Origin of the sequence: Parasphingomonas halimpatiens (genome assembly GCF_036663795.1) — a bacterium.
In the GTDB taxonomy this organism is placed as follows: Bacteria; Pseudomonadota; Alphaproteobacteria; order Sphingomonadales; family Sphingomonadaceae; genus Sphingomonas.
Genome location: NZ_JAXOJP010000002.1, coordinates 257,204 through 275,923 on the forward strand (window position 1 = coordinate 257,204; position 18,720 = coordinate 275,923).

Annotated in this window: 20 protein-coding genes; 13 read left to right on the forward strand and 7 right to left on the reverse strand. The window is 65.0% G+C overall.

Features of this window, described 5'->3' with window-relative positions:
* Window positions 1-6: 6 nt before the first annotated feature.
* Both U1839_RS03645 and U1839_RS03650 read right to left on the reverse strand, forming a co-directional pair.
* Entirely contained in the window at window positions 7-1,152 is a 1,146-nt protein-coding gene (locus tag U1839_RS03645; protein WP_332802315.1) for an FAS1-like dehydratase domain-containing protein, read from the reverse strand.
* A gap of 18 nt (window positions 1,153-1,170) precedes the next feature.
* Window positions 1,171-2,736, reverse strand: a complete 1,566-nt coding sequence (locus U1839_RS03650; protein WP_332802316.1) for an acetate--CoA ligase — start codon at window positions 2,734-2,736, stop codon at window positions 1,171-1,173.
* A 146-nt stretch (window positions 2,737-2,882) separates the two neighbouring features.
* Between U1839_RS03650 and U1839_RS03655 the strand changes: the two genes are divergently transcribed.
* On the forward strand, window positions 2,883-3,686 hold the full coding sequence (locus U1839_RS03655; RefSeq protein ID WP_332802317.1) for an IclR family transcriptional regulator: 804 nt from the start codon (window positions 2,883-2,885) through the stop codon (window positions 3,684-3,686).
* 100 nt (window positions 3,687-3,786) lie between these two features.
* Window positions 3,787-4,821, forward strand: coding sequence for an NAD(P)H-dependent amine dehydrogenase family protein (locus tag U1839_RS03660; RefSeq protein WP_332802318.1), 1,035 nt, complete (start codon window positions 3,787-3,789; stop codon window positions 4,819-4,821).
* 22 nt (window positions 4,822-4,843) lie between these two features.
* Here the strand turns inward: U1839_RS03660 and U1839_RS03665 are convergent, their stop codons facing one another.
* The 3 genes from U1839_RS03665 to U1839_RS03675 all read right to left on the reverse strand — a co-directional run bounded on the left by U1839_RS03665 (window position 4,844) and on the right by U1839_RS03675 (window position 8,505).
* Entirely contained in the window at window positions 4,844-5,890 is a 1,047-nt protein-coding gene (locus U1839_RS03665) for an NAD(P)H-dependent amine dehydrogenase family protein (RefSeq protein ID WP_332802319.1), read from the reverse strand.
* Between the two features lie 65 nt (window positions 5,891-5,955).
* The gene (locus tag U1839_RS03670) at window positions 5,956-6,762 is read right to left on the reverse strand and encodes an SDR family NAD(P)-dependent oxidoreductase (RefSeq protein ID WP_332802320.1); all 807 of its coding nucleotides are present in this window, start codon (window positions 6,760-6,762) and stop codon (window positions 5,956-5,958) included.
* Window positions 6,763-7,158: 396 nt separating this feature from the next.
* Window positions 7,159-8,505: a tyrosine-type recombinase/integrase gene (locus U1839_RS03675; protein WP_332802321.1), complete on the reverse strand. Its 1,347-nt coding sequence runs from the start codon at window positions 8,503-8,505 to the stop codon at window positions 7,159-7,161.
* A gap of 808 nt (window positions 8,506-9,313) precedes the next feature.
* Here U1839_RS03675 and U1839_RS03680 point away from each other — a divergent pair.
* The gene (locus tag U1839_RS03680) at window positions 9,314-9,556 is read left to right on the forward strand and encodes a DUF6894 family protein (protein ID WP_332802322.1); all 243 of its coding nucleotides are present in this window, start codon (window positions 9,314-9,316) and stop codon (window positions 9,554-9,556) included.
* A 42-nt stretch (window positions 9,557-9,598) separates the two neighbouring features.
* Here U1839_RS03680 and U1839_RS03685 read toward each other — a convergent pair whose 3' ends face one another.
* Window positions 9,599-10,273 (reverse strand): glycoside hydrolase domain-containing protein, encoded by a 675-nt coding sequence (locus U1839_RS03685; protein ID WP_332802323.1) that lies wholly within the window; start codon window positions 10,271-10,273, stop codon window positions 9,599-9,601.
* A gap of 196 nt (window positions 10,274-10,469) precedes the next feature.
* On the opposite strand from U1839_RS03685, the gene secE reads away from it, so the two are divergent.
* The 10 genes from secE to U1839_RS03735 all read left to right on the forward strand — a co-directional run bounded on the left by secE (window position 10,470) and on the right by U1839_RS03735 (window position 16,964).
* Entirely contained in the window at window positions 10,470-10,667 is a 198-nt protein-coding gene (gene secE / locus U1839_RS03690; protein WP_281129644.1) for a preprotein translocase subunit SecE, read from the forward strand.
* Window positions 10,668-10,680: 13 nt separating this feature from the next.
* Complete coding sequence (nusG, locus tag U1839_RS03695; RefSeq protein WP_281129645.1) at window positions 10,681-11,217, forward strand: transcription termination/antitermination protein NusG; 537 nt, start codon at window positions 10,681-10,683, stop codon at window positions 11,215-11,217.
* A gap of 125 nt (window positions 11,218-11,342) precedes the next feature.
* Window positions 11,343-11,774, forward strand: coding sequence for a 50S ribosomal protein L11 (gene rplK / locus U1839_RS03700; RefSeq protein ID WP_281129646.1), 432 nt, complete (start codon window positions 11,343-11,345; stop codon window positions 11,772-11,774).
* Window positions 11,775-11,778: 4 nt separating this feature from the next.
* Window positions 11,779-12,471: a 50S ribosomal protein L1 gene (rplA, locus tag U1839_RS03705; RefSeq protein WP_332802324.1), complete on the forward strand. Its 693-nt coding sequence runs from the start codon at window positions 11,779-11,781 to the stop codon at window positions 12,469-12,471.
* Between the two features lie 120 nt (window positions 12,472-12,591).
* Entirely contained in the window at window positions 12,592-12,783 is a 192-nt protein-coding gene (locus U1839_RS03710) for a type II toxin-antitoxin system VapB family antitoxin (protein WP_332802325.1), read from the forward strand.
* 3 nt (window positions 12,784-12,786) lie between these two features.
* Window positions 12,787-13,158, forward strand: coding sequence for a type II toxin-antitoxin system VapC family toxin (locus U1839_RS03715; RefSeq protein ID WP_332802326.1), 372 nt, complete (start codon window positions 12,787-12,789; stop codon window positions 13,156-13,158).
* Between the two features lie 67 nt (window positions 13,159-13,225).
* On the forward strand, window positions 13,226-14,701 hold the full coding sequence (locus tag U1839_RS03720) for an NCS1 family nucleobase:cation symporter-1 (RefSeq protein ID WP_332802327.1): 1,476 nt from the start codon (window positions 13,226-13,228) through the stop codon (window positions 14,699-14,701).
* Window positions 14,702-14,971: 270 nt separating this feature from the next.
* Window positions 14,972-15,487 (forward strand): 50S ribosomal protein L10, encoded by a 516-nt coding sequence (gene rplJ, locus U1839_RS03725; protein ID WP_281129653.1) that lies wholly within the window; start codon window positions 14,972-14,974, stop codon window positions 15,485-15,487.
* A gap of 64 nt (window positions 15,488-15,551) precedes the next feature.
* Window positions 15,552-15,926: a 50S ribosomal protein L7/L12 gene (gene rplL, locus U1839_RS03730; protein WP_281129655.1), complete on the forward strand. Its 375-nt coding sequence runs from the start codon at window positions 15,552-15,554 to the stop codon at window positions 15,924-15,926.
* A 171-nt stretch (window positions 15,927-16,097) separates the two neighbouring features.
* Window positions 16,098-16,964: an alpha/beta hydrolase gene (locus tag U1839_RS03735; protein ID WP_332802328.1), complete on the forward strand. Its 867-nt coding sequence runs from the start codon at window positions 16,098-16,100 to the stop codon at window positions 16,962-16,964.
* Window positions 16,965-17,062: 98 nt separating this feature from the next.
* On the opposite strand, the gene U1839_RS03740 is transcribed toward U1839_RS03735, so the two are convergent.
* Window positions 17,063-18,580 carry a hypothetical protein gene (locus U1839_RS03740; protein ID WP_332802329.1) on the reverse strand — a complete coding sequence of 506 codons (1,518 nt, stop codon included), beginning with the start codon at window positions 18,578-18,580 and terminating at the stop codon, window positions 17,063-17,065.
* Between the last annotated feature and the right edge of the window lie 140 nt (window positions 18,581-18,720).

The window sequence follows — 18,720 nt, forward strand, 5'->3', positions numbered from 1 at the left end:
GGTGGTTCAGCTACGGCTGGGCAGTTCGGCGATCGACGTACCGAAGGCCGATACCTCGCCGCGATGCGTGGTCGCCTGCTGCTGGATCTCGACGAACTTCTTGCCGTTCTCCTCGAACTTCCGGATCACCGAGCCGTCGATATACATCGCGTCGCCATCGGGATTGTGGCGGCGGATCTGGCATTTCGACCTGGTCAGGAAGCCGTCGTCGCCGATCCAGTTGGTGATGTGGTGGGTCAGCCACGAACAGCGCTCGGGGCCGTAATCATAAGCGCCGGGCGCACCGACCTCCAGCGCGAAGGCTTCGTCCCAATGCACGCGCTCGGGGCAATCCGGCACGTTGAAGCGGTTGCGGATGCCGAGGCCGGGATGCGCCTGCTGCATCTGGTTGGCGAGCTTGTTGGCGCGAATGTAGAGGCCGCCCCACCCTTGCGCGTAGCAGATGAAACCGGTCACGGTCATCGGACCCTTCATCATGCGCGGCAGGGTGTCGCCGACGTTGACGTCTTCCCAATAACGCGGGTTCGAGCCGCGAATTTCCTCGGCCTGGTAGAGCCGAGTGAACTCGGCGAGTTCCTCCTCGGTATATTGCTCCACGCGGCCGCGTGCCTCGGTGTATTTGGTGCCACGCTCGCGGGCTTCGTCGCGATCGGTGCGGAACACCCAGCTGTCGCCCTGACCGACCTTGTCGCCCGACTGGTTGAAGAAATCGACATGGTAGATCTGTTGAAAGCTGCGTCCGGCGAACTTGGTCTGATGCTCGACCAGATCCTTCAGATACGCTTCGGTGCGGATCGTGTCGTTGCGCAGCACGGGCTTGTGCCACTCCCAGTCGGCTCCGGCCCACATTGCGTGAATACCCGACAGGCCGCCGCAATAGCCGGAGATGATCCGGCTGGTGGTGAACAGGAAGCTCGGCAGCGCGACGAGCGTGCCGTATTTGGTCTTCTCGGCATAGGCCGGATCGCACCATAGCGGGTTATCGTCGCCGATGCCGTGCGCGTAATGGCGGATCGCGTCGCGCGTCGCCTCATAGTTCCACGGCTCGATCGTGTTCTCGATCTTGACGCCGATGCGCTGACGCAGATCGTCAAGGCCTTCCTCGGTGATCTTGGGGAAACGGTTTTCGGGTTTTTCCAATATCGTCGCCATCATTCTTCTCCTGGGATTTCAATCGGCCATCACGGCCGCCGCAGCGGCTTCGCGATCGCGCAAGATCTTGCGGTGGACCTTCCCCGCGGGTGTCTTGGGAAGGTCGTCGGTAAATTCGACAAGGCGCGGGAATTCGTGCTGCGCTAGCCGCTCCCGCGTGAAGTTCTGCAACTCCGCGACGAAGGCAGCGCCCGGCGCGCGATCGCTGACGACGAACGCCTTGACCACCAGGCCGCGCGTCGTGTCGGGCGCGCCAATGACGGCGCATTCCTTCACATCAGGATGCTTGAGCAGCGTGTTCTCGATCTCGACGGCGCTCATCGTCCAGCCGGCGGAGATGATCACATCGTCGGCGCGGCCACAGTGATAGAAATAGCCGTCTTCGTCGGTCTTCGCGAGATCCTTGGTGGTTTCCCAGCGGTTTCGACGCCACAGCATCAGTTCGCCGACGACGCCGGGTGCGGCGGGCGCCCCGTCCGGACCCTGCACTTCGAGGCGCTGCCCGGGAACCGGCTTGCCGAGCGAGCCGGGTTTGACGACAAAGTCCTCGGCGCCCGGATAATTGACCAGCACGACGCCGATCTCGGTCGTGCCGTACATGCTGCATGCGGGCACGTGGAAATTGTCCTCGATGAACTCGAGCGTCGCCGGGTCGATCGGCTCGCCGGTGTAGGACAGCTTCCTAATCGCGAAGCTGAAACCGTCCGCCTGCCCCGAATTCTTCATCATGCGGTAGTGCGTCGCGGCCGCCGACATATTGGTGATGCGATAATCCTGCAGCGCCTTCATCAGCCGCACGGCATCAAAGCGACCGGCAAATGTCCCGGTGGTCACGCCAAGACCCAGCGGTGCCAGCGTACCGTGCCACAGGCCATGCCCCCAGGCCGGGGATGACGGGCAGAAGAACTCATCGCCCGGCCGGATCCCGGTGCCGTAGAGCGCGGCAAACATCAGCGTCACCAGCGCGCTGTGCGTGTGCTTCACCGCCTCGGGCAGCTCCCGCGTCGTGCCAGAGGTATATTGATACACCGCGAGATCGCTAGCGGCCGTCTTCGGCTCATAGGTCGAGGGGAACGAGCCCGCGAGCCTATCGAGAAAACCCTCGTCGGCGACCATGACAGTGATGCCGTCGATCTGACGCGCGACGTCCACCTTCTCGGCATTGGTGACGAGCAGCTTGGGTTTGCAGTCGTCGACCCGCAGCCGTAAGCCGTCGAGTCCGAACAGCGTGAACAGAGGCACGCTGATCGCGCCGGTCAGCATCGCGCCGAACAGGCAGACGTAAAAGGGCGGGCCGGGCTCGAGCATGAAGGCGATGCGGTCGCCCGGGTTCACGCCGTTCGCGTCGAGCCAGTGCGCAAAACGCGCAGCGCCGGCGGAAATCTCGTCGAAGCTCAAAATCTCGTCGCGGCCGTCCGCATGCGCGATGCGCACCGCCGCACGACCGCTGCCATCGGCGTGGCGGTTGATGCACTCGTGCGCGATGTTCAGCTGATCCCGGTCGCCATCGAACAGCGCCCAGGGCGCGCCGCGATCGGCGTGCAGCTGTGCGTCGGCATGGGATGTGTAATCGGTCAATTTCATGATCGGGTCCGGCCACCGCCCGAGAGTCGTTCGAACGCCCAAGCGATATGCCACGTCGCGATTTGCGTTGTATATATCGAATGATGTTCTATATATTGAACGATCCAGTCATCGCCTTGGCGATGCCACACCTTGCCGGAAGCGTCATGCGCCCCTCGGAACAGCCCTCACCGTTGACCAGCAAGGCCCCGGCGATCGCCCGCGCCGCGGCAATCCTGCGCCTGCTCGGCAAGAGCGACGCGCCGCTCGGGGTGCAGGCCATCGCGCGCGAACTGGGACTCGTCCCAAGCACCTGCCTCTATGTGCTGCGCGCACTGGTCGAAGAGGAATTCATCGCCTTCGATGCCAACACCAAGCGCTACGCGCTCGACGCCGGCGTGCTGACGCTGGCACGGCAATGGTTGCAACGTAGCCAGTTCGTCGACCTGGCCCAGCCGCTGCTCGATCGCCTGAGCCAGTCGTTCGACGTGACGATGCTCGGCGTACAGGTCGTCGGTCTGGACCACATGGTGGTGGTCGGGCTCGCGCAATCGGGTCACAACTTCCAGTTGAGCACACAGATCGGCAGCCGCTTTCCTGTGCTGATCAGCGCCACCGGCAGGTGCATCGCCGCCTTCGGAGATTATTCGACGGCCGAGCTCGAACGTCGCTTCGTCAAGCTGCGCTGGGACGATCCCCCGACTTTCGATATCTGGCTCGCCGAAGTCGAGGAAACCCGCCTGCGCGGCTTCGCGCTCGATCAGGGCAATTATATTGCCGGCGTAACGGTGGTCGCCGCCCCGGTTTGGACGACGCCCGGTGGACCGACCCATGCGCTTGTCGCCACCGGACTGGGCAAGGCAATGGAGCGTAGCGGCCTGCCCAATCTGTGCGACACTTTAGTGTCCAACGCCCGCACCCTGTCGCAGCAACTGGGTCACACGCGAGCGACCGGCGCCCCCTTCGACTGATCTCATCGCCCCGGCGGATTGACCATGCCGGGCGGGTCAAATAGCCGAAGGAGAAGACGCCGCCCAAGCGGGACGCGCACGATGGCGGGAGAATGACGTAATGGCTGAGCGGCTCCTTCGCGTCGTCCAATGGTCGGTCGGCAATATCGGGCGCAAAGCCTTGCGTGGCGTGATCGAGCATCCGCACATGGCGCTTGTCGGCCTCTATGTGAGTTCGCCCGAAAAGGCCGGTCACGACGCCGGCGACCTGTGCGGGCTACCTGCTGTCGGCATCGCCGCGACCAATTCGCTCGACGAGATTGTCGCCCTCGACGCCGATTGCGTCCTCTACATGCGAGAGGGTTGCGACTACGACGAAGTCTGCGCCTTGCTCGCCTCGGGCAAGAACGTCGTCACGACGCGCTCCGAATTCCACCATCCGGTCAGCATGAACCCGGACATTCGCGCCCGGATCGAGGCCGCGTGCGACGCGGGCAATTCCTCGATCTACAGCACCGGCAGCAGCCCCGGCTTCATCACCGAAGCGCTCATCCTGCCGCTGATCTCGCTGCAGCGCCGTCTCGACTGCGTCACGATCGATGAATTTGCCGATGTCTCACGCCGCGATTCACCTGAAATGCTCTTCCAGGTCATGGGGTTCGGCGCGGAGCCCGGCCCGCTGGACCAGGGCAAGCTGGCCCATGTGCATGACAGCTTCATCGCGTCGCTCAGGCAGATCGGCGATGCGATTGGTCTCCCGTTCGACACCACCACGGTGACCGGCGACGTGGCCGCGGTGAACGAGGATACCCGGATCGCCGCCGGGTTGTTGAAGGCCGGCACCGTCGCCGCGCAGCGCATCACCGTCACGGGATTGCACCAGGGCAAACCCGTGCTGCGTTTCCGCGCGCACTGGTATTGCGCAACCAAGGTCAATCGCGACTGGACCTTGCGCGAAACCGGGTGGCATTTGTCGGTCGCGGGCGACACGCCGATGGAAGTGGCGATCACCTTCCCCGTCGCGCTGGAGGACTATACTGCGGTGATGCCCGGCTACACCGCGCACCGCGCCGTCAATGCCGTCGCCGCAGTGTGCGCCGCACCGCCCGGCATTCGCAACACGATCGACCTGCCGAACGTGATCGCCACCTTCTGACGACCCGGCGTCGTTAGGCCGATCAGCGCCGCACCAGCCCGTGCGGCCGAACGACGCCCAGATTGAGATGGGTCACCACACCGGGCGCCGCGTCGCAAACCGCCTGGACGGCCGTCGCACCCAGCAGCCCGGTCCAGGGCAGTCCGAGGAACGGCCTGCGGCCATCGTCCGCGACACCACCCGTCAAGGTAACTTCCAGCGGCGCATCGCCGTTGATCTTCACCCGGTAGCAGCTGTCGCCATTGTCCCAGCGGGGTTCGATATCCTCGCCCATCGTCCAGTAGAAATGGTAGGTCATGAAGGGCGCGCCATCGACCCACGCGGTCCAGGCGAAGTGCTGGCCGGCGACCGTTCCGGCCCGAATGACGCCGTTGGGGTAAGGGATATCCTTCGTCGCCTTGGCCACCTCGAGATCGGTTGTCAGCTTCTCGATCTTCTTGCCAAGGCTCTCGATCACCATGGTCATCGACTGCGCGAAGACGTGTGGCGCCTCGGCCGATCGGCTCGGCTTTGCCAGCAGGTCATCGGGGTCGCGTCCGAAACCCATGACCTCGATATAGACCATCGGATTGCGAAGCTTGTCGATGATCTCGGTCACCTCAATGCTGTCGATGCGGTTCATCAGCCGCGCCAGCGTCAGCGGCAGGATGTCGCCGGAAAAGCCCGGATGGACGCCGCACCCGTGATAGGAGGTTCCCCCTTCGCGGCACGCGGCCTCGATCCGGTCGAACTGCTCGCGATAGCGCTCGGTCGGGAAAAACGGACCGGCCGGCGAGACCACATTCTTGCCCGACCGCAACAACCGGCAATACAGGTCGAGATCCTGCACCAGCCCCGCGAACAGGACGCAATCGGCATCCATCGCAACGAGTTGATCGGCGTCATTGGTTGCGATGATTCCGGTCGGCGGAACACCGACGAGTTCGCCGGCATCCTTGCCGGCCTTGTCGGGGTTGGTAACATAGACGCCGACCAGTTCGATAACCGGGTTCTCGATGAAATGCTTGAGCGCCGCCTGGCCCACCACGCCGGTGGACCATTGAATGACGCGATAGGTTTTCTCGGACATCGTTCTCGCCCTGATCAAATGATGCGGATGGTTCTGTGACGAAGTAAGCGCCGGCGGGGCCGGGATCAGTTCACCGTACGGATCTGCCCGCCATCGACGCGGTAGTTCGCGCCGGTGATGAACCCCGACCGTGGACTCGCGAGCATGCAGGTGACCATTGCCAGGTCCTCCGGCGTTCCGAGCCGACCGGCCGGCGGCAAATCGAACACCTTTTCGGCCGCGAGTCGCGTGGTGATCTCCTCGATCGACAAGGCTTCGTCGCCATATTTCCGGCGCCCGAACCGGATCAGGCCATCGACCATGATCACGCCCGGCGAGACGGTGTTGACGGTCACCCCGACGCCCTTCAGCGAGCCCGCAAGGCTGACCGTGTAATTGTTCAGTGCAGCCTTGGCCGCCGAATAGTCCGTTCCGAGATTGTTCGGCTGGACGGCGACAGCGCTCGATATCTGAATGACGCGCCCGAATTTCGCGGCGACCATTTCTGGCACAGCGAGTCGGCAGAGCCGCACCGACGACAGCGTGTTCGCGTGATAGTTCGAGATCCAGTCGTCCACGCCGATCTCGATCGGGCTGCGCGACGTATTGCCCGTCGAGCTGCCCCCCGCATTGTTGACCAGGATCTCCACATTCCCGCCGAGCGCAGCCCGCGCCTGGGCGTGCACGGATGCTGCACCTTCGTCGTTGGACAGATCGCCGATCGCCACGCCGGCCGCATCGATATTGGCCGCAATCTTCTCGGCCCGATCGCGATTGCGGCCGTGAACGATCACAGCCGCTCCCTCTTGGGCAAGCATGCGAGCGATCGCCTCGCCGATGCCACTGCTGCTGCCTGTGACGAGCGCGCGCCGTCCCGTTAGTTGCAAATCCATGCCGGTCTCCTCCCCCTACCTGGGATTTCGCAACCTTCGTCCGTTGACTCGCGTCCGGCCGATCTGGGACGTGCTTGAGTGTGCGATATCGCGCCACGCTCGCCGCCGGGTAGATCGCCCTTCGGCCAACAACCAGGCGAGGTAGGTTCATCCGATATGAATGCCCTTGAGCGGTCAAGGCGCGCGCGACGTAATCGCGCAGGCGATACGGAAATCGCGCCATGTCGGCCCATCCGACGCGGCAATAAGATACCTGATCGCGCCGGGTCGCGCATCGCGCATCGCGAATCGCGTGCGCGAACGCGGCCACGCGATCGGCGTGCACGCCGTGCCCTGCCATATCGAACGATGTTAGTGCGGCGGCCGTATCGACGATGTTAATGCGGCGGCCGTGATTCACGATGAGGCGGCTCGGCACCGTGTCGGAAACCTGAACTCGCCGTCCACCGCCACCGGGTTGAAGCGCCGGGAGCGCATCTCTGTCGCTTGTGCGGGCCGCTGCACCAGCACGAATGGCGCAGGGAGCCCCTCACACACCTTATCCGCCCAGACCTGCGCCAGCTCGCGCCGTCGCGGCATATAGGCGGCGCGATTATAAGCGCCTTCGACTTTTCCCCTGGGAACATGGGCTAGCATCAGATCGATGATCGCGCGGTCGCCGTCCTTGCCGTGTCGCTCCGCCCATTCGTTCATGATCGTCGAGAACGCTGCGCGGAACCCGTGCGGCACGTGATGGCCGTGATAACCCGCACGGTTGAGTAGATAACCGAGCGCATTTGCGCTCATCGGTTGATGCATCTGCCGCGCGTTGGGGAACACCAGCACCCCCTCACCGGTCAGCGGCCACACCGCTCTCAGGACCGCAATTGCCTCTGCGGCCAACGGCACGAGGTGGTCGCCGCCCAGTTCTTCCTTGCGGTCGAGATCTCCCTTCATTCGGGCAGCCGGGATTCGCCACGGCGGCTCGCTGCCGTTCAGGTCTTCGAACTCTTCCCAGCGAGCGCCGCGCAGCTCGCTTGGCCGCACGGCAGTGAGCGCGAGGAAGCGCAAGGCGAGCCGGGTGATCGGGCGCGCATCTTCATTCTCGGCCGCCAGAATCATCTTCCTGAGCGGCGGGAGCTGGAGGATCGCGGGCTGGCGGCCACGCCGCAGTGGTTTGAGCGCGGCGCCGAGCCGCTCGGACGGATCGCTCTTCACCATTCCTTCCGCGATCGCGAAGCCGAACACGGCGTTGATCCTTTGCAGGATGCGCTTTGCCGTTTCGATCGAGCCTCGCGTCTCGATCTCGCGCAGGCTCGCGAGGATGAGGGGCGGTGTGAGTTCCGCGATGGGCAGGCTGCCGATCGCCGGGAACACGTCCCGCTCCAGGCTGCGCATGACGTCATTGGCGTGCCTCTTGGCCCATTGCCCCCGGACGGTTTCATGCCACTGTCGCGCGACGCGCTCGAATGTCTGGCGGGCGGCGGCGATGTTGGCCTCGATCCTGAGCTTTTTCGCGATCGCCGGATCGCGCCCTTCGCACAGGATGGTGTAGGCTTCGTCCCGCCTGGCGCGCGCGTCGGCAAGTTCGACGAGCGGCCATGCGCCGAAGGCCATGCTCTTCTGCTTGCCGTCGAACGCGTAGTTCCAGCGCCACAGTTTGCCGCCGGTCGGCATCACCAGCAGGAACAGGCGGTTGCTGTCGGTCAGTTTATAGGCTTTGGCCCGCGGCCTGGCGTTGCGGACCTTCGCATCGGTGAGCATGTCTCGTCGCCTTCGAAAAATGTACCACGTTTTTCGACCGCACGTACCACGCGAAAGCACCGGGATTCGCCAAAACGGGCGCGAACGGGTACGGACGGTCGTGGCCGAGCTGATCGGCTAAGCGTCGGTTTTCAGGCGGAAAACGTCGATCCCGATGGTCGGGCACGGACCCCTGTGGAGGGCCCCGTGGCGGAGAGGGTGGGATTCGAACCCACGGTATGTGGCAAAAGCGCGGCGGCCAACAACAACGAGTGACCAGATGTTCCGAAAGCGCGTGTTCGCGGCCTGAGCCGTCCAAACTGCATTCACATTGGCGATCCACCACGCGCGCCTAGCTATCAACCCAAGGGTTGATTTGCACTCGCTGACAGCTGTCAAGCTGGAGGCCGAGGTAGGAATCGACGCGAAAAAGAGGCGTTGAAAAAATCCCGCGCTCGATCGAGCGCCATACGTACAATCTTATTCTGTACCACCCATAGCGTTTTCTCCGTCTCCGCCATCGTCCTTATCGGTGTTTCGATCGACGCGAGGCAGCGCTCCAATTAGTCGAAGACTGAGCACTCGCGCGACCACATCGTCAGCTTCTTCCCATATGGAAGTTCGAATAGCGTCCACGAAGGACTGCCACCCCGCCACGAGCGATATGCAGCGCGCCAGCACGGGCGCTTCGTCGCCGGCCCGGGGTTGCAACAGGGTTATAGGGTAGCTACCCGCTTGCTTTTTGCATCTTGCGCCAAATCGAGACAGCGGCGCCGCATGGCGTTTGCCGCACGGTGCGACGCGACTCCCCCCGGACAACCGAAAGCTCATGACCCAGTATTTTTTTCACGTTCACGAATGCGGCACGGTAACCGAGGATCGCCAGGGCAAGATCCTGATCGACCTCGCCAGCGCCTTTCAGGTCGCGATCCGCAAGGCATGGTCGACGATGGCGCATGAGGTGGCCAACGGCAAATTGTGCCTCGCCTGCCATATCGAGATCGAAAATCGCGAAACCGGCGAACGCACGCGGGTACCGTTTCGCGAGACGCTGCGGCTCCAGGGTATCTGAGCGTCGCAGCATGCGTCGGTTTGCGCTGCGCTGACGCGGCGATCAGGCCGGCGCCAGCCAGATCGGCGCACCGCCCAGCGAATCGTACATCACCACATCCTTGTCGAATTCCTGCGGCGTGCCGATGTTCGAGGTGTGCTGGAACAGCTGATAGCCGCGATGCGCGACATCGACGATCTTGCCGTCGGCGCGCCAGTAATGCTGGGTGTGCAGCTCGAAGAACAGCTGCTCGGGCGTCAGCCAGACGTTGAAGCCGACATAGACGCCAGCGACATAACGCGCCGCCACGACCGGCGCGATCCACCCATTGGCGTAGCCGATGATGTCGGTCGCCGGCGTACCCTGCGGAATGTCCTCGAGATCGAGCCACAGGTTGACGCCCTTCGGCATGCCGGCGGCCTGCGCGAACTGCGCCGCCTTGGCACCGTAATCGGTGCCGAGTTGCACGGTCGGGACCCAGCCATGCGCCGCGACATGCTGGACGATCATCAGGGCCAGCCCGGCCGACAGGATCGCCTTGCCCTCCGCGACAGACAGGTCGGCAAGGCCACGCGCCGCATTGGCGTCGCGCGACTTGTCGGTGCGGCTGACATAGCGGATGCAGAACTGGAAACCCTTCGCCGCATAGCCCTTGGCCGCAGCCGCGCTGAGCGGTACCGCGGTATCGAAACCGATTGCCCCGATCGGCGCGAATTCCACCTTGCCCGTCAGCATCATGTTACCCCCCTGTCCCACGTCGCCTGCCTAGCATGGCGGGACCGGCGGCGGAAAGCGCGGCCCTTGCCTTTGGCCGCGCCCGGGGTTATTGCCCGCGCCATTCCACATCGGGAATGAATCGTCGTCGGTGCCTCTTGGCGGGACCGGGCGGCGGTCCCATGTCCCGAGTTCGGTATTGAAAGTGAGTGCAGGCAAGGTGGCGAAGACGACCCCGATCGAATTCATCCGGCAGGTGCAGGCCGAAACGCGCAAGGTCATCTGGCCGACGCGGCGCGAGACGGTGATGACCGGGGTGATGGTGATGATCATGACGTCGATCCTCGCCATCTTCTTCTTCGGCATCGACACGATGTTCGAAGCGATCGTCAAGGTCCTGCTCAGTCTCGCGAATTAAGGTTCAGGATCCCATGGCACGCTGGTACATCATCCACGCCTATTCCGGTTTCGAGGGCAAGGTCCGCGACTCGATCATGGCGGAGGCGACCCGCATGGGGCTCGACGCGCTGGTCGAACAGATCGAAGTGCCGACCGAGACGATCACCGAGGCGCGTCGCGGCAAGAAGGTATCGGTGGAGCGCAAGTTCATGCCCGGCTATGTCCTCGCCAAGCTCAACATGAACGACGACGTCTATCACCTGGTGAAGAACACGCCGAAGGTGACGGGCTTCCTCGGCTCGATGGGCAAGCCGCAGCCGATCAGCGAGGCGGAAGCCGCGCGGATGCTCAATTCCAAGGAAGAGGCCGCCGCAGCGCCCAAGACCAAGATCAAGATCGATTACGAGATCGGCGATTCGGTCAAGGTGCTCGAAGGTCCGTTCGCGAGCTTCAACGGCATCGTCGAGGAGCTCGATTTCGATCGCAGCCGCGTCAAGGTGTCGGTGTCGATCTTCGGCCGCGCCACGCCGGTCGAACTCGAGTTCGAGCAGGTCGAGCGCTCGAAGTAAGAAATTCGGTCGCCCCGTCGGGGCGGCGAATAGCCGCGGGAGGCTGTCTTCGGGCAGCTGTTTGAACCGCTAAACTTGAACCGGGCCAAAGCGATATCGCCGCGCCCCATGACAGAGTGAGATAAATGGCAAAAAAGATTACCGGCTATATCAAGCTGCAGGTGCCCGCCGGCTCTGCCAATCCGTCGCCGCCGATCGGCCCGGCGCTCGGTCAGCGCGGCGTCAACATCATGGAATTCTGCAAAGCGTTCAACGCGCAGACCGGCGATGTCGAGAAGGGCACGCCGCTGCCCACCGTCATCACCGTCTTTGCCGATCGGTCCTTCTCGTTCGAGACCAAGACCGCACCGGCGACCTTCCTGATCAAGAAGGCGGCCAATCTGAAGTCGGGCTCGAAGGAGCCGGGCAAGATTTCCGCCGGCAAGATCAAGCGCTCGGCGCTGACGGCGATTGCCGAGCAGAAGATGAAGGACCTGAACGCCAACGATATCGAGGCGGCGACCCGCATCATCGAAGGCTCTGCCCGCGCGATGGGCCTCGAAGTGGTGGAGGGCTGAGATCATGGCGAAGATCACCAAGAAGCATAAGGCGATCATGATCGATCGCGAGAAGCTGCACGGCATCGACGAGGCGATTGCGCTGGCCAAGGCCGGCGCCACGTCGAAGTTCGACGAGACGATCGAGATCGCGATGAATCTCGGCGTCGATCCGCGTCACGCCGATCAGATGGTCCGCGGCGTCGTCACGCTGCCCAAGGGTACCGGCAAGACGGTGCGCGTCGGCGTGTTCGCCAAGGGCGCCAAGGCCGATGAGGCCCGTGAGGCGGGTGCCGACGTGGTCGGTGCCGAGGACCTGATGGAAATCATCCAGGGTGGCACGATCGATTTCGATCGCTGCATCGCGACCCCGGACATGATGGGCATCGTCGGTCGTCTCGGCAAGGTGCTGGGTCCGAAGGGCCTGATGCCGAACCCGAAGCTCGGCACCGTGACGATGAACGTCGCCGAAGCGGTCAAGGCCGCCAAGGGCGGCCAGATCGAATATCGCGTCGAGAAGGCCGGCATCATCCACAGCGGCATCGGCAAGGCGAGCTTCCCGGCTGAAGACCTGCGCGCGAACTTCGACGCGCTGGTCGACGCCATCGTCAAGGCCAAGCCGTCGGGCGCCAAGGGCAAATATGTCCGCAGGGTCGCCGTCAGCTCGACCATGGGCGCCGGCATCAAGGTCGACACGACCGAGGTTGCGGGGGCTTAACGCTCCTCCGACTGCCGAAAGAATCGAAAGGGCCGGGAGCGATCCCGGCCCTTTTTTTCGTGTGCGGTAATGGATTTTGGCATCAAATGATGTTACTATTCGTGCCGAACGGAACTGATCATGCGCACGACCATTGCCCTTGATGACGCTCTCGTCGCCGAAGCGGAGGACCTTTCCGGCCTCAAGGAAAAGTCCGCGCTCGTCCGTGAGGCTCTTCGCGCGCTCATCGAGCGCGAGGCAGCGCACCGACTTGCGCGCCTTGGCGGCAGCGATCCCGCGGCATCCGCTGGCCCGCGCCGGCGATCCAACTGAGCGGTGCTTCTGGCCGACACTTCCGTCTGGATCGATCATCTCAGGCATGACGATGCACAATTGCGGGCATCGCTCCTTGCACACGACATTTTGTGCCACCCCTTCATCATCGGCGAGATTGCCATGGGAAGCCTCAAGGACCGCGCGATCGTGCTGCGCTTTCTCAAGCACCTGCCCGGGGCGCGCCCGGCAAAGGACGACGAGGTGTTCGACCTGATCGAGCGGCATCGACTATTCAGCCGGGGTCTTGGCTATGTCGACGCGCACCTCCTCGCCGCCACGATGTTGACGCCTGAAGCCTTGCTCTGGACACGCGACCAGCGCCTGCATGACGCAGCGACGCGATTGAACGTCGCGGCTGCAATGACGAACTGACCAGGTCGCGAAATCGGCTTGCTCCCAACGCGAAGCATGCGAAGCTCCCGCCAAAATGGGGGAATGCATGACCGACAGGCCGGACGCCAAGCTGTGGAATCCCGATCTCGCACCGACCGGTCCGGGGCAGCGCACATGGCTGTGGTATCACTACGCCGCCTTGTGGGTCGGCATGATCGTCGCGGTGCCGGCATGGATGCTCGCTGCAGGGCTGATCGAACTGGGCATGTCGGCCGGACAGGCCGAGCTAACGGTGCTGCTCGGCAATCTCATCGTGCTGGTGCCGATGCTGCTCGTCGGCCATGCCGGCGCGAGGCACGGCATCCCCTATGCCGTGCTGGCGCGCGCCTCGTTCGGCACGGTCGGCGCGCGGTTGGCGGCGATGGCGCGGGCGCTGGTGGCGTGCGGCTGGTTCGGCATCCAGACCTGGATCGGCGGCGAGGCGCTGCTGACCCTGCTCGGCATCTTCCTGCGCGCCGACCTCAAGGGCACGCCCCTGCCCCTGCTCGATATCGGCATCGGCCAGCTGCTCGCCTTCGCCACCTTCTGGGCGCTGCAATTGTTTTTCGTACGCAAGGGGCTGACGACGATCCGCCGGCTCGAGACCTGGACCGCGCCGGTCAAGATCCTGGTGTGCGCCGCGCTGGTGTGGTGGGCGGTCGATGCCGCCGGCGGGCTCGGCCCGATCTTCGGCGCGCCGTCCGCCTTCGTCGCCGGCGGCGCGAGGGCCGGGCAGTTCTGGACGGTGTTCTGGCCCGCACTGACCGGCATGATCGGCTATTGGGCGACGCTGGCGCTCAACATCCCCGACTTCACGCGCTTCGCGAAAAGCCAGCGCGACCAGTTGATCGGCCAGTCGCTCGGCCTGCCACCCGGCATGGGCCTGATCGCACTGGCCAGCGTCATCACCACCTCGGCGACCGTGGTGATCTATGGCAGCGCGATCTGGGACCCGGTGGCACTGTCGGGCCGGCTCGCCGGGCCGTTCGTGCTGCTCGGGTTGGTGGTGATCAGCATCGACACCATCTCGTGCAATATCGCCGCCAATCTGGTGGGCGCGGCCTATGACTTCTCCTCGCTGGCACCGAAACGCATCTCCTATCGCAGCGGCGGGCTGATCACCGCGATCATCGGCGTGCTGATCATGCCGTGGAAGCTGCTCGCGACGAGCGGCGGCTACATCTTCGTCTGGCTGACCGGCTACTCTGCGCTGCTCGGCCCGATCGCCGGCATCCTGATCGCCGATTACTGGATCGTCCGGCGCACCGAACTCGACGTCGCCGCGCTCTACCGCGCCGATGGCGCCTACACTTATCGCCGTGGATGGAATCCGGCCGCGCTGGTTGCGCTGGCGCTGGGCGTGGCGCCCAACGTACCCGGCTTTCTCGCGATTGCCGCACCGGCGCGTTTCGGCCAGATCGGCGAACCGTGGACCACGACCTATACTTATGCCTGGTTCGTCGGCCTGGCGATCGCGCTGCTGAGCTACACCGTGCTGATGCGCGCGCGACCCGCCGAGCTGGCTGTAAGCGCCGAAACTTGACTTTGCCGCCAACCCGGCTAAAGGCGCCCGCTCATCCGTCGGCGGCAACGCCTGCGGGTTCCGTCCGAGACAGCAAGTGCCGGCTTCCGGCTTAATTTCTTGCCGAGGCGGGGACAGGATATTCACCGGGTCGCCCTGGCGCCCGGTCTGCCGCTCCTTTTGGGAGCGTCGGTTCCCATTCCCCATCGCTGGACACCCCATGCGGCGCATCAAGCGCCCTGTGGCTTGTAACCGGGTCCGTTTCGGCGGGCCCAGAATGTGGAGAATGGCATGGATCGTGCTCAAAAGGCCGAGTTCGTCGCCGAGCTGAAACAGACTTTTTCCGAAGTGGGCGTGGTCGTCGTGACCCGCAACCACGGGCTGACCGTCGCGCAATCGACCCAGCTGCGGAACAAGATGCGCGACGCTGGCGCCGCCTATAAGGTCTCGAAGAACAAGCTTGCCAAGATCGCACTCGATGGCACCGACTATAGCTCGCTGGGCGATCTGCTCACCGGCCCGGTCGGCCTCGCCACCTCGATCGATCCCGTCGCGGCTGCCAAGGTGGCGGTCGATTTCGCGAAGACGAACGACAAGTTCGAAATCGTCGGCGGCTCGATGGGTGCGACCGCACTCGACGTCGAAGGCGTGAAGGCGCTCGCGACGTTGCCGTCTCTGGACGAACTGCGTGCCAAGATCGTCGGGCTCATCGTTGCGCCCGCGACCAAGCTCGCAACCATCGCCCAGGCACCGGCAGCGCAGCTGGCCCGCGTCCTCAGCGCCTATGCGGAAAAGGAAGCTGCCTGAACTTCAGGCGAACCGATACTTTCACTGAAAACGACGGGGCGTGGCCCCGAAATGGAGAATATACATGGCAGACCTGAACGCGCTGGTTGACCAGCTGAGCGCCCTGACCGTCCTCGAGGCGGCTGAGCTCTCGAAGTTGCTCGAAGAGAAGTGGGGCGTTTCCGCCGCCGCTGCCGTCGCCGCTGCCCCGGCAGCCGGTGGCCCGGCTGCGCCGGCCGCCGAAGAGCAGACCGAGTTCGACGTGATCCTCACCGGCGACGGTGGCAAGAAGATCAACGTCATCAAGGAAGTCCGTGCGATCACGCAGCTCGGCCTGACCGAAGCCAAGACGCTGGTCGAGTCGGCTCCCAAGGCCGTCAAGGAAGGCGTGTCGAAGGACGAGGCCGCCAAGATCAAGGCGCAGCTCGAAGCCGCTGGCGCGACCGTCGAGGTCAAGTAATCTTCGCCTCGGCGAAGATTGCCCCGGCCCAGGCCGGGGTCCAGGCTTGAACGTCCGAAGCGATCGTTTCCCGGTTCCGCCGGGATCGCGCTTCGAGGAACAGGGCGGTGCCGCAAGGCGCCGCCCTTCTTCGTTGCCAGCCCCGCGCCGCGCCTTCAGCGTGACGATGTCATGCGTATCTTCCGCCCGCTCGCCGCTATCCTTGTCGCCGCGCCACTCGCCTGCGCCGTGCCGGCCCAGGCCGGTCCGATCAACGATCGCATCTACCCAGCGCCCAAGGTCGCGCTGACGCTCGACGGAACCCTCGCGGGCACCGCGCCGATCACCGTCGTCACCCGCGACGGGCTTTCCCTGACCGGGCTGGCCTTACCTGCGCAGCCTGGCCGACCGACCCTGCTGGTCTTCCACGGCAATGGATCGAGCGCGACCACGCTGATGCGCTGGTTCGCCCCGCTCGCGGCCAGGGGATATGGCATCGTCGCCGCCGAATATCGCGGTTACAGCGCCAATCCGGGCAAGCCGTCCGAGCCCGGTCTCGCCGCCGATGCCGATAGCTTTCTCGCCTATGCCAGCGGCCTGCGACCAACCCGCCTGATCGTCGTCGGCCACAGCCTCGGCGGCGCCGTCGCGCTCGGGCTGGCCAATCGCGCGAAGCTCGACGCCGTGGTGACGATCGGCGCGTTCACCCAGCTGCGCGAATTCGTGCCCAAGATCGCCCGTGGGCTCGTCAGCGACCGCTATGACAATCTCGCCGCCATCGCCACGCTCGACGAACCCTATTTCCTCATCCACGGCACCGCCGACGATACCGTGCCGTCGCCGATGGGGTCGGCCCTGCACGCCGCCGCCGGCACGGCGCATCGTGAGGGCGCGTCGTTCGTGATCATGGGCGCGGGCCATGCACCGACCGGCGAGCATCTTGCCACCATTGTCGATGAGGTAAACCGCCACCTCGACGGCGCCGCGTTCGACGCGGCCCGGCTGCCGGCGGAGATCAAGCTGGTCCGGTTCGGCGAGACCAGGCCGATCAATCCCTAGAGCGTGCTGCGAATAGGTGGAATCCGGCTATTCGCTATCAATCACGCGACCACAAAGAATCTAGAGCGTGCTGCGTTTCCATCGAAATGCAGCTCGCTCTAGCGATCGACGGCGATGGTATATTCGAGCGCACCAACCTGTTCGTACATCCGCGACGTATCGAGCCGGAAGGCGCCGAGACGCGCGTCCCCCCCGCGATCGATGCCGATGACGAAGGAGCGTGCGGTCTGCCCGCTGCCCCCGGCCCAGTCATAGGTCAGGTTGACCGTCATCACCGGCAGGAACATCGCGCGCCCCTCGACCGTCATCGCGTCGACCTTGTCGCCCGGCAGGATCCCCATCCCGCCCAATTTTACTTCCGCGTCGGCGGGCAAGTCGAACGCGGCGGTAATGGAGCGATCGATCGGTGCGGCGAACAGCGCGGAAATCAGCGCATCCTGCTGCGCGCCGGCGCTGAGCAGGCGAACGTCGAGCCGTATGTCGGTTGCCATGGCGTTGCCGACGTTATGCACGATCAGGTCATATTCGACCGCGGCACCGGTCAGATTGGTCCCGGCGCGGCGTGGCATGAGCTTGATGTCGAGCGTCGCGCGTCCCTCTGCCGAATCTTGCGCGCTGATCGGCGCAGCAGCCGGCACCGGCGCTGCCACCGGTTCGATCGGCTGAAACGGCACGCGATCGGGTTGGGGTGCTGCCGGCGGCGGGGCCGGCGGCGCTTGTGTCGGCGCGATGGGCAGCGGTAGCTCGGGCGCGGGCTCGGGCGCTGCAGACGGCGGCGATTCCGCCGACGGCGGAGGCGGAGGCGGTGCCAACAAATCCAACCCGAGATCGAACCGCTCATGGCCGGCGGCGCGGCGATCGTCTTCCTCCGGCACCGCGTCCTGCTCGCCGCGACGGCGACGTATGAGCCACAGCGCGAGGCCCAGCACCAACACGACGCCGCCGCCGATCGCGAGCGTCGGGACGAGGTCGCTCATGCTCGCGAGCGTATTGCGCAGCGTCAGGCGTCCCTCGTCAGTCGGTACGTCGACCGGCGGCAGAGCGGTCGACGTCGCGGCCGGGGTGGCATCGGGCACAGGTGTCGCTTCGATCGGCGTCGCCACCGGCGTCGGCGTCGCGACCGGCGCGACGGCAACCGGCGACGGTGCTGCGGCCGGCGGCGCGGCGACGGGCGTCGGCGTGACGATCTGGCGCGGCGTCGGCGGCGGCACGGTGCGGACGATCGGCGGCACGAGGGGCGCGCGCACCACCGGCGTGGGTCGCGCCGCGGGCACCGGGCGTAGCGTCGGCGTGGTGCGCACCACCGGCGCGGGGCGCGTCGTCGGGGCGGCGCGTGGCGTCGGCGTCGGACGGGGTGTCGGCGTAGCGCGCGGGGCCGGGCGCGACGGCGGGGTCGGTGCAGGCCGCGGCCTGGATGCCGCCGCCGTCGGCGTGGCGCGCGACACGGGCGGCCTGGCGCGCGGCGACGCACTGGGTGTCGGGCTCGGCGAGGGGGTCGGCGTGCGCGTTCCGGGCAGGCTGAAATGTTCGAGGCCGGGGATCGTCTGCGGGCCGCTTTGCGCGACCGCCGCGGCCGATACGCCGAGCACCAACGTCAGCGCCAACGCGCCCCGCATCGAAGAAACCAAAAACCCCACCGGCGCGCCCCTAACGCGAGAAAGCTGAACCGCATACGACCGTATCGCACCGTGCGACAAGCCGAACTCTACTCACGACGAAACGCAACCGGGCCCGCCTCTCGATCGAGAGACGGGCC

Bases quoted from the DNA above. Each gene is read 5' to 3' on its own strand.
- rplJ (WP_281129653.1), top strand. From the start codon at position 14,972: ATGGATCGTGCTCAAAAGGCCGAGTTCGTCGCCGAGCTGAAACAGACT.
- rplA (WP_332802324.1), top strand. From the start codon at position 11,779: ATGGCGAAGATCACCAAGAAGCATAAGGCGATCATGATCGATCGCGAG.
- rplK (WP_281129646.1), top strand. From the start codon at position 11,343: ATGGCAAAAAAGATTACCGGCTATATCAAGCTGCAGGTGCCCGCCGGC.
- U1839_RS03660 (WP_332802318.1), top strand. From the start codon at position 3,787: ATGGCTGAGCGGCTCCTTCGCGTCGTCCAATGGTCGGTCGGCAATATC.
- U1839_RS03680 (WP_332802322.1), top strand. From the start codon at position 9,314: ATGACCCAGTATTTTTTTCACGTTCACGAATGCGGCACGGTAACCGAG.
- U1839_RS03650 (WP_332802316.1), bottom strand. From the start codon at position 2,736: ATGAAATTGACCGATTACACATCCCATGCCGACGCACAGCTGCACGCC.
- U1839_RS03720 (WP_332802327.1), top strand. From the start codon at position 13,226: ATGACCGACAGGCCGGACGCCAAGCTGTGGAATCCCGATCTCGCACCG.
- U1839_RS03670 (WP_332802320.1), bottom strand. From the start codon at position 6,762: ATGGATTTGCAACTAACGGGACGGCGCGCGCTCGTCACAGGCAGCAGC.
- U1839_RS03710 (WP_332802325.1), top strand. From the start codon at position 12,592: ATGCGCACGACCATTGCCCTTGATGACGCTCTCGTCGCCGAAGCGGAG.
- U1839_RS03665 (WP_332802319.1), bottom strand. From the start codon at position 5,890: ATGTCCGAGAAAACCTATCGCGTCATTCAATGGTCCACCGGCGTGGTG.
- U1839_RS03655 (WP_332802317.1), top strand. From the start codon at position 2,883: ATGCGCCCCTCGGAACAGCCCTCACCGTTGACCAGCAAGGCCCCGGCG.
- U1839_RS03735 (WP_332802328.1), top strand. From the start codon at position 16,098: ATGCGTATCTTCCGCCCGCTCGCCGCTATCCTTGTCGCCGCGCCACTC.
- U1839_RS03645 (WP_332802315.1), bottom strand. From the start codon at position 1,152: ATGGCGACGATATTGGAAAAACCCGAAAACCGTTTCCCCAAGATCACC.
- nusG (WP_281129645.1), top strand. From the start codon at position 10,681: ATGGCACGCTGGTACATCATCCACGCCTATTCCGGTTTCGAGGGCAAG.
- U1839_RS03675 (WP_332802321.1), bottom strand. From the start codon at position 8,505: ATGCTCACCGATGCGAAGGTCCGCAACGCCAGGCCGCGGGCCAAAGCC.
- U1839_RS03685 (WP_332802323.1), bottom strand. From the start codon at position 10,273: ATGATGCTGACGGGCAAGGTGGAATTCGCGCCGATCGGGGCAATCGGT.
- U1839_RS03740 (WP_332802329.1), bottom strand. From the start codon at position 18,580: ATGCGGGGCGCGTTGGCGCTGACGTTGGTGCTCGGCGTATCGGCCGCG.
- rplL (WP_281129655.1), top strand. From the start codon at position 15,552: ATGGCAGACCTGAACGCGCTGGTTGACCAGCTGAGCGCCCTGACCGTC.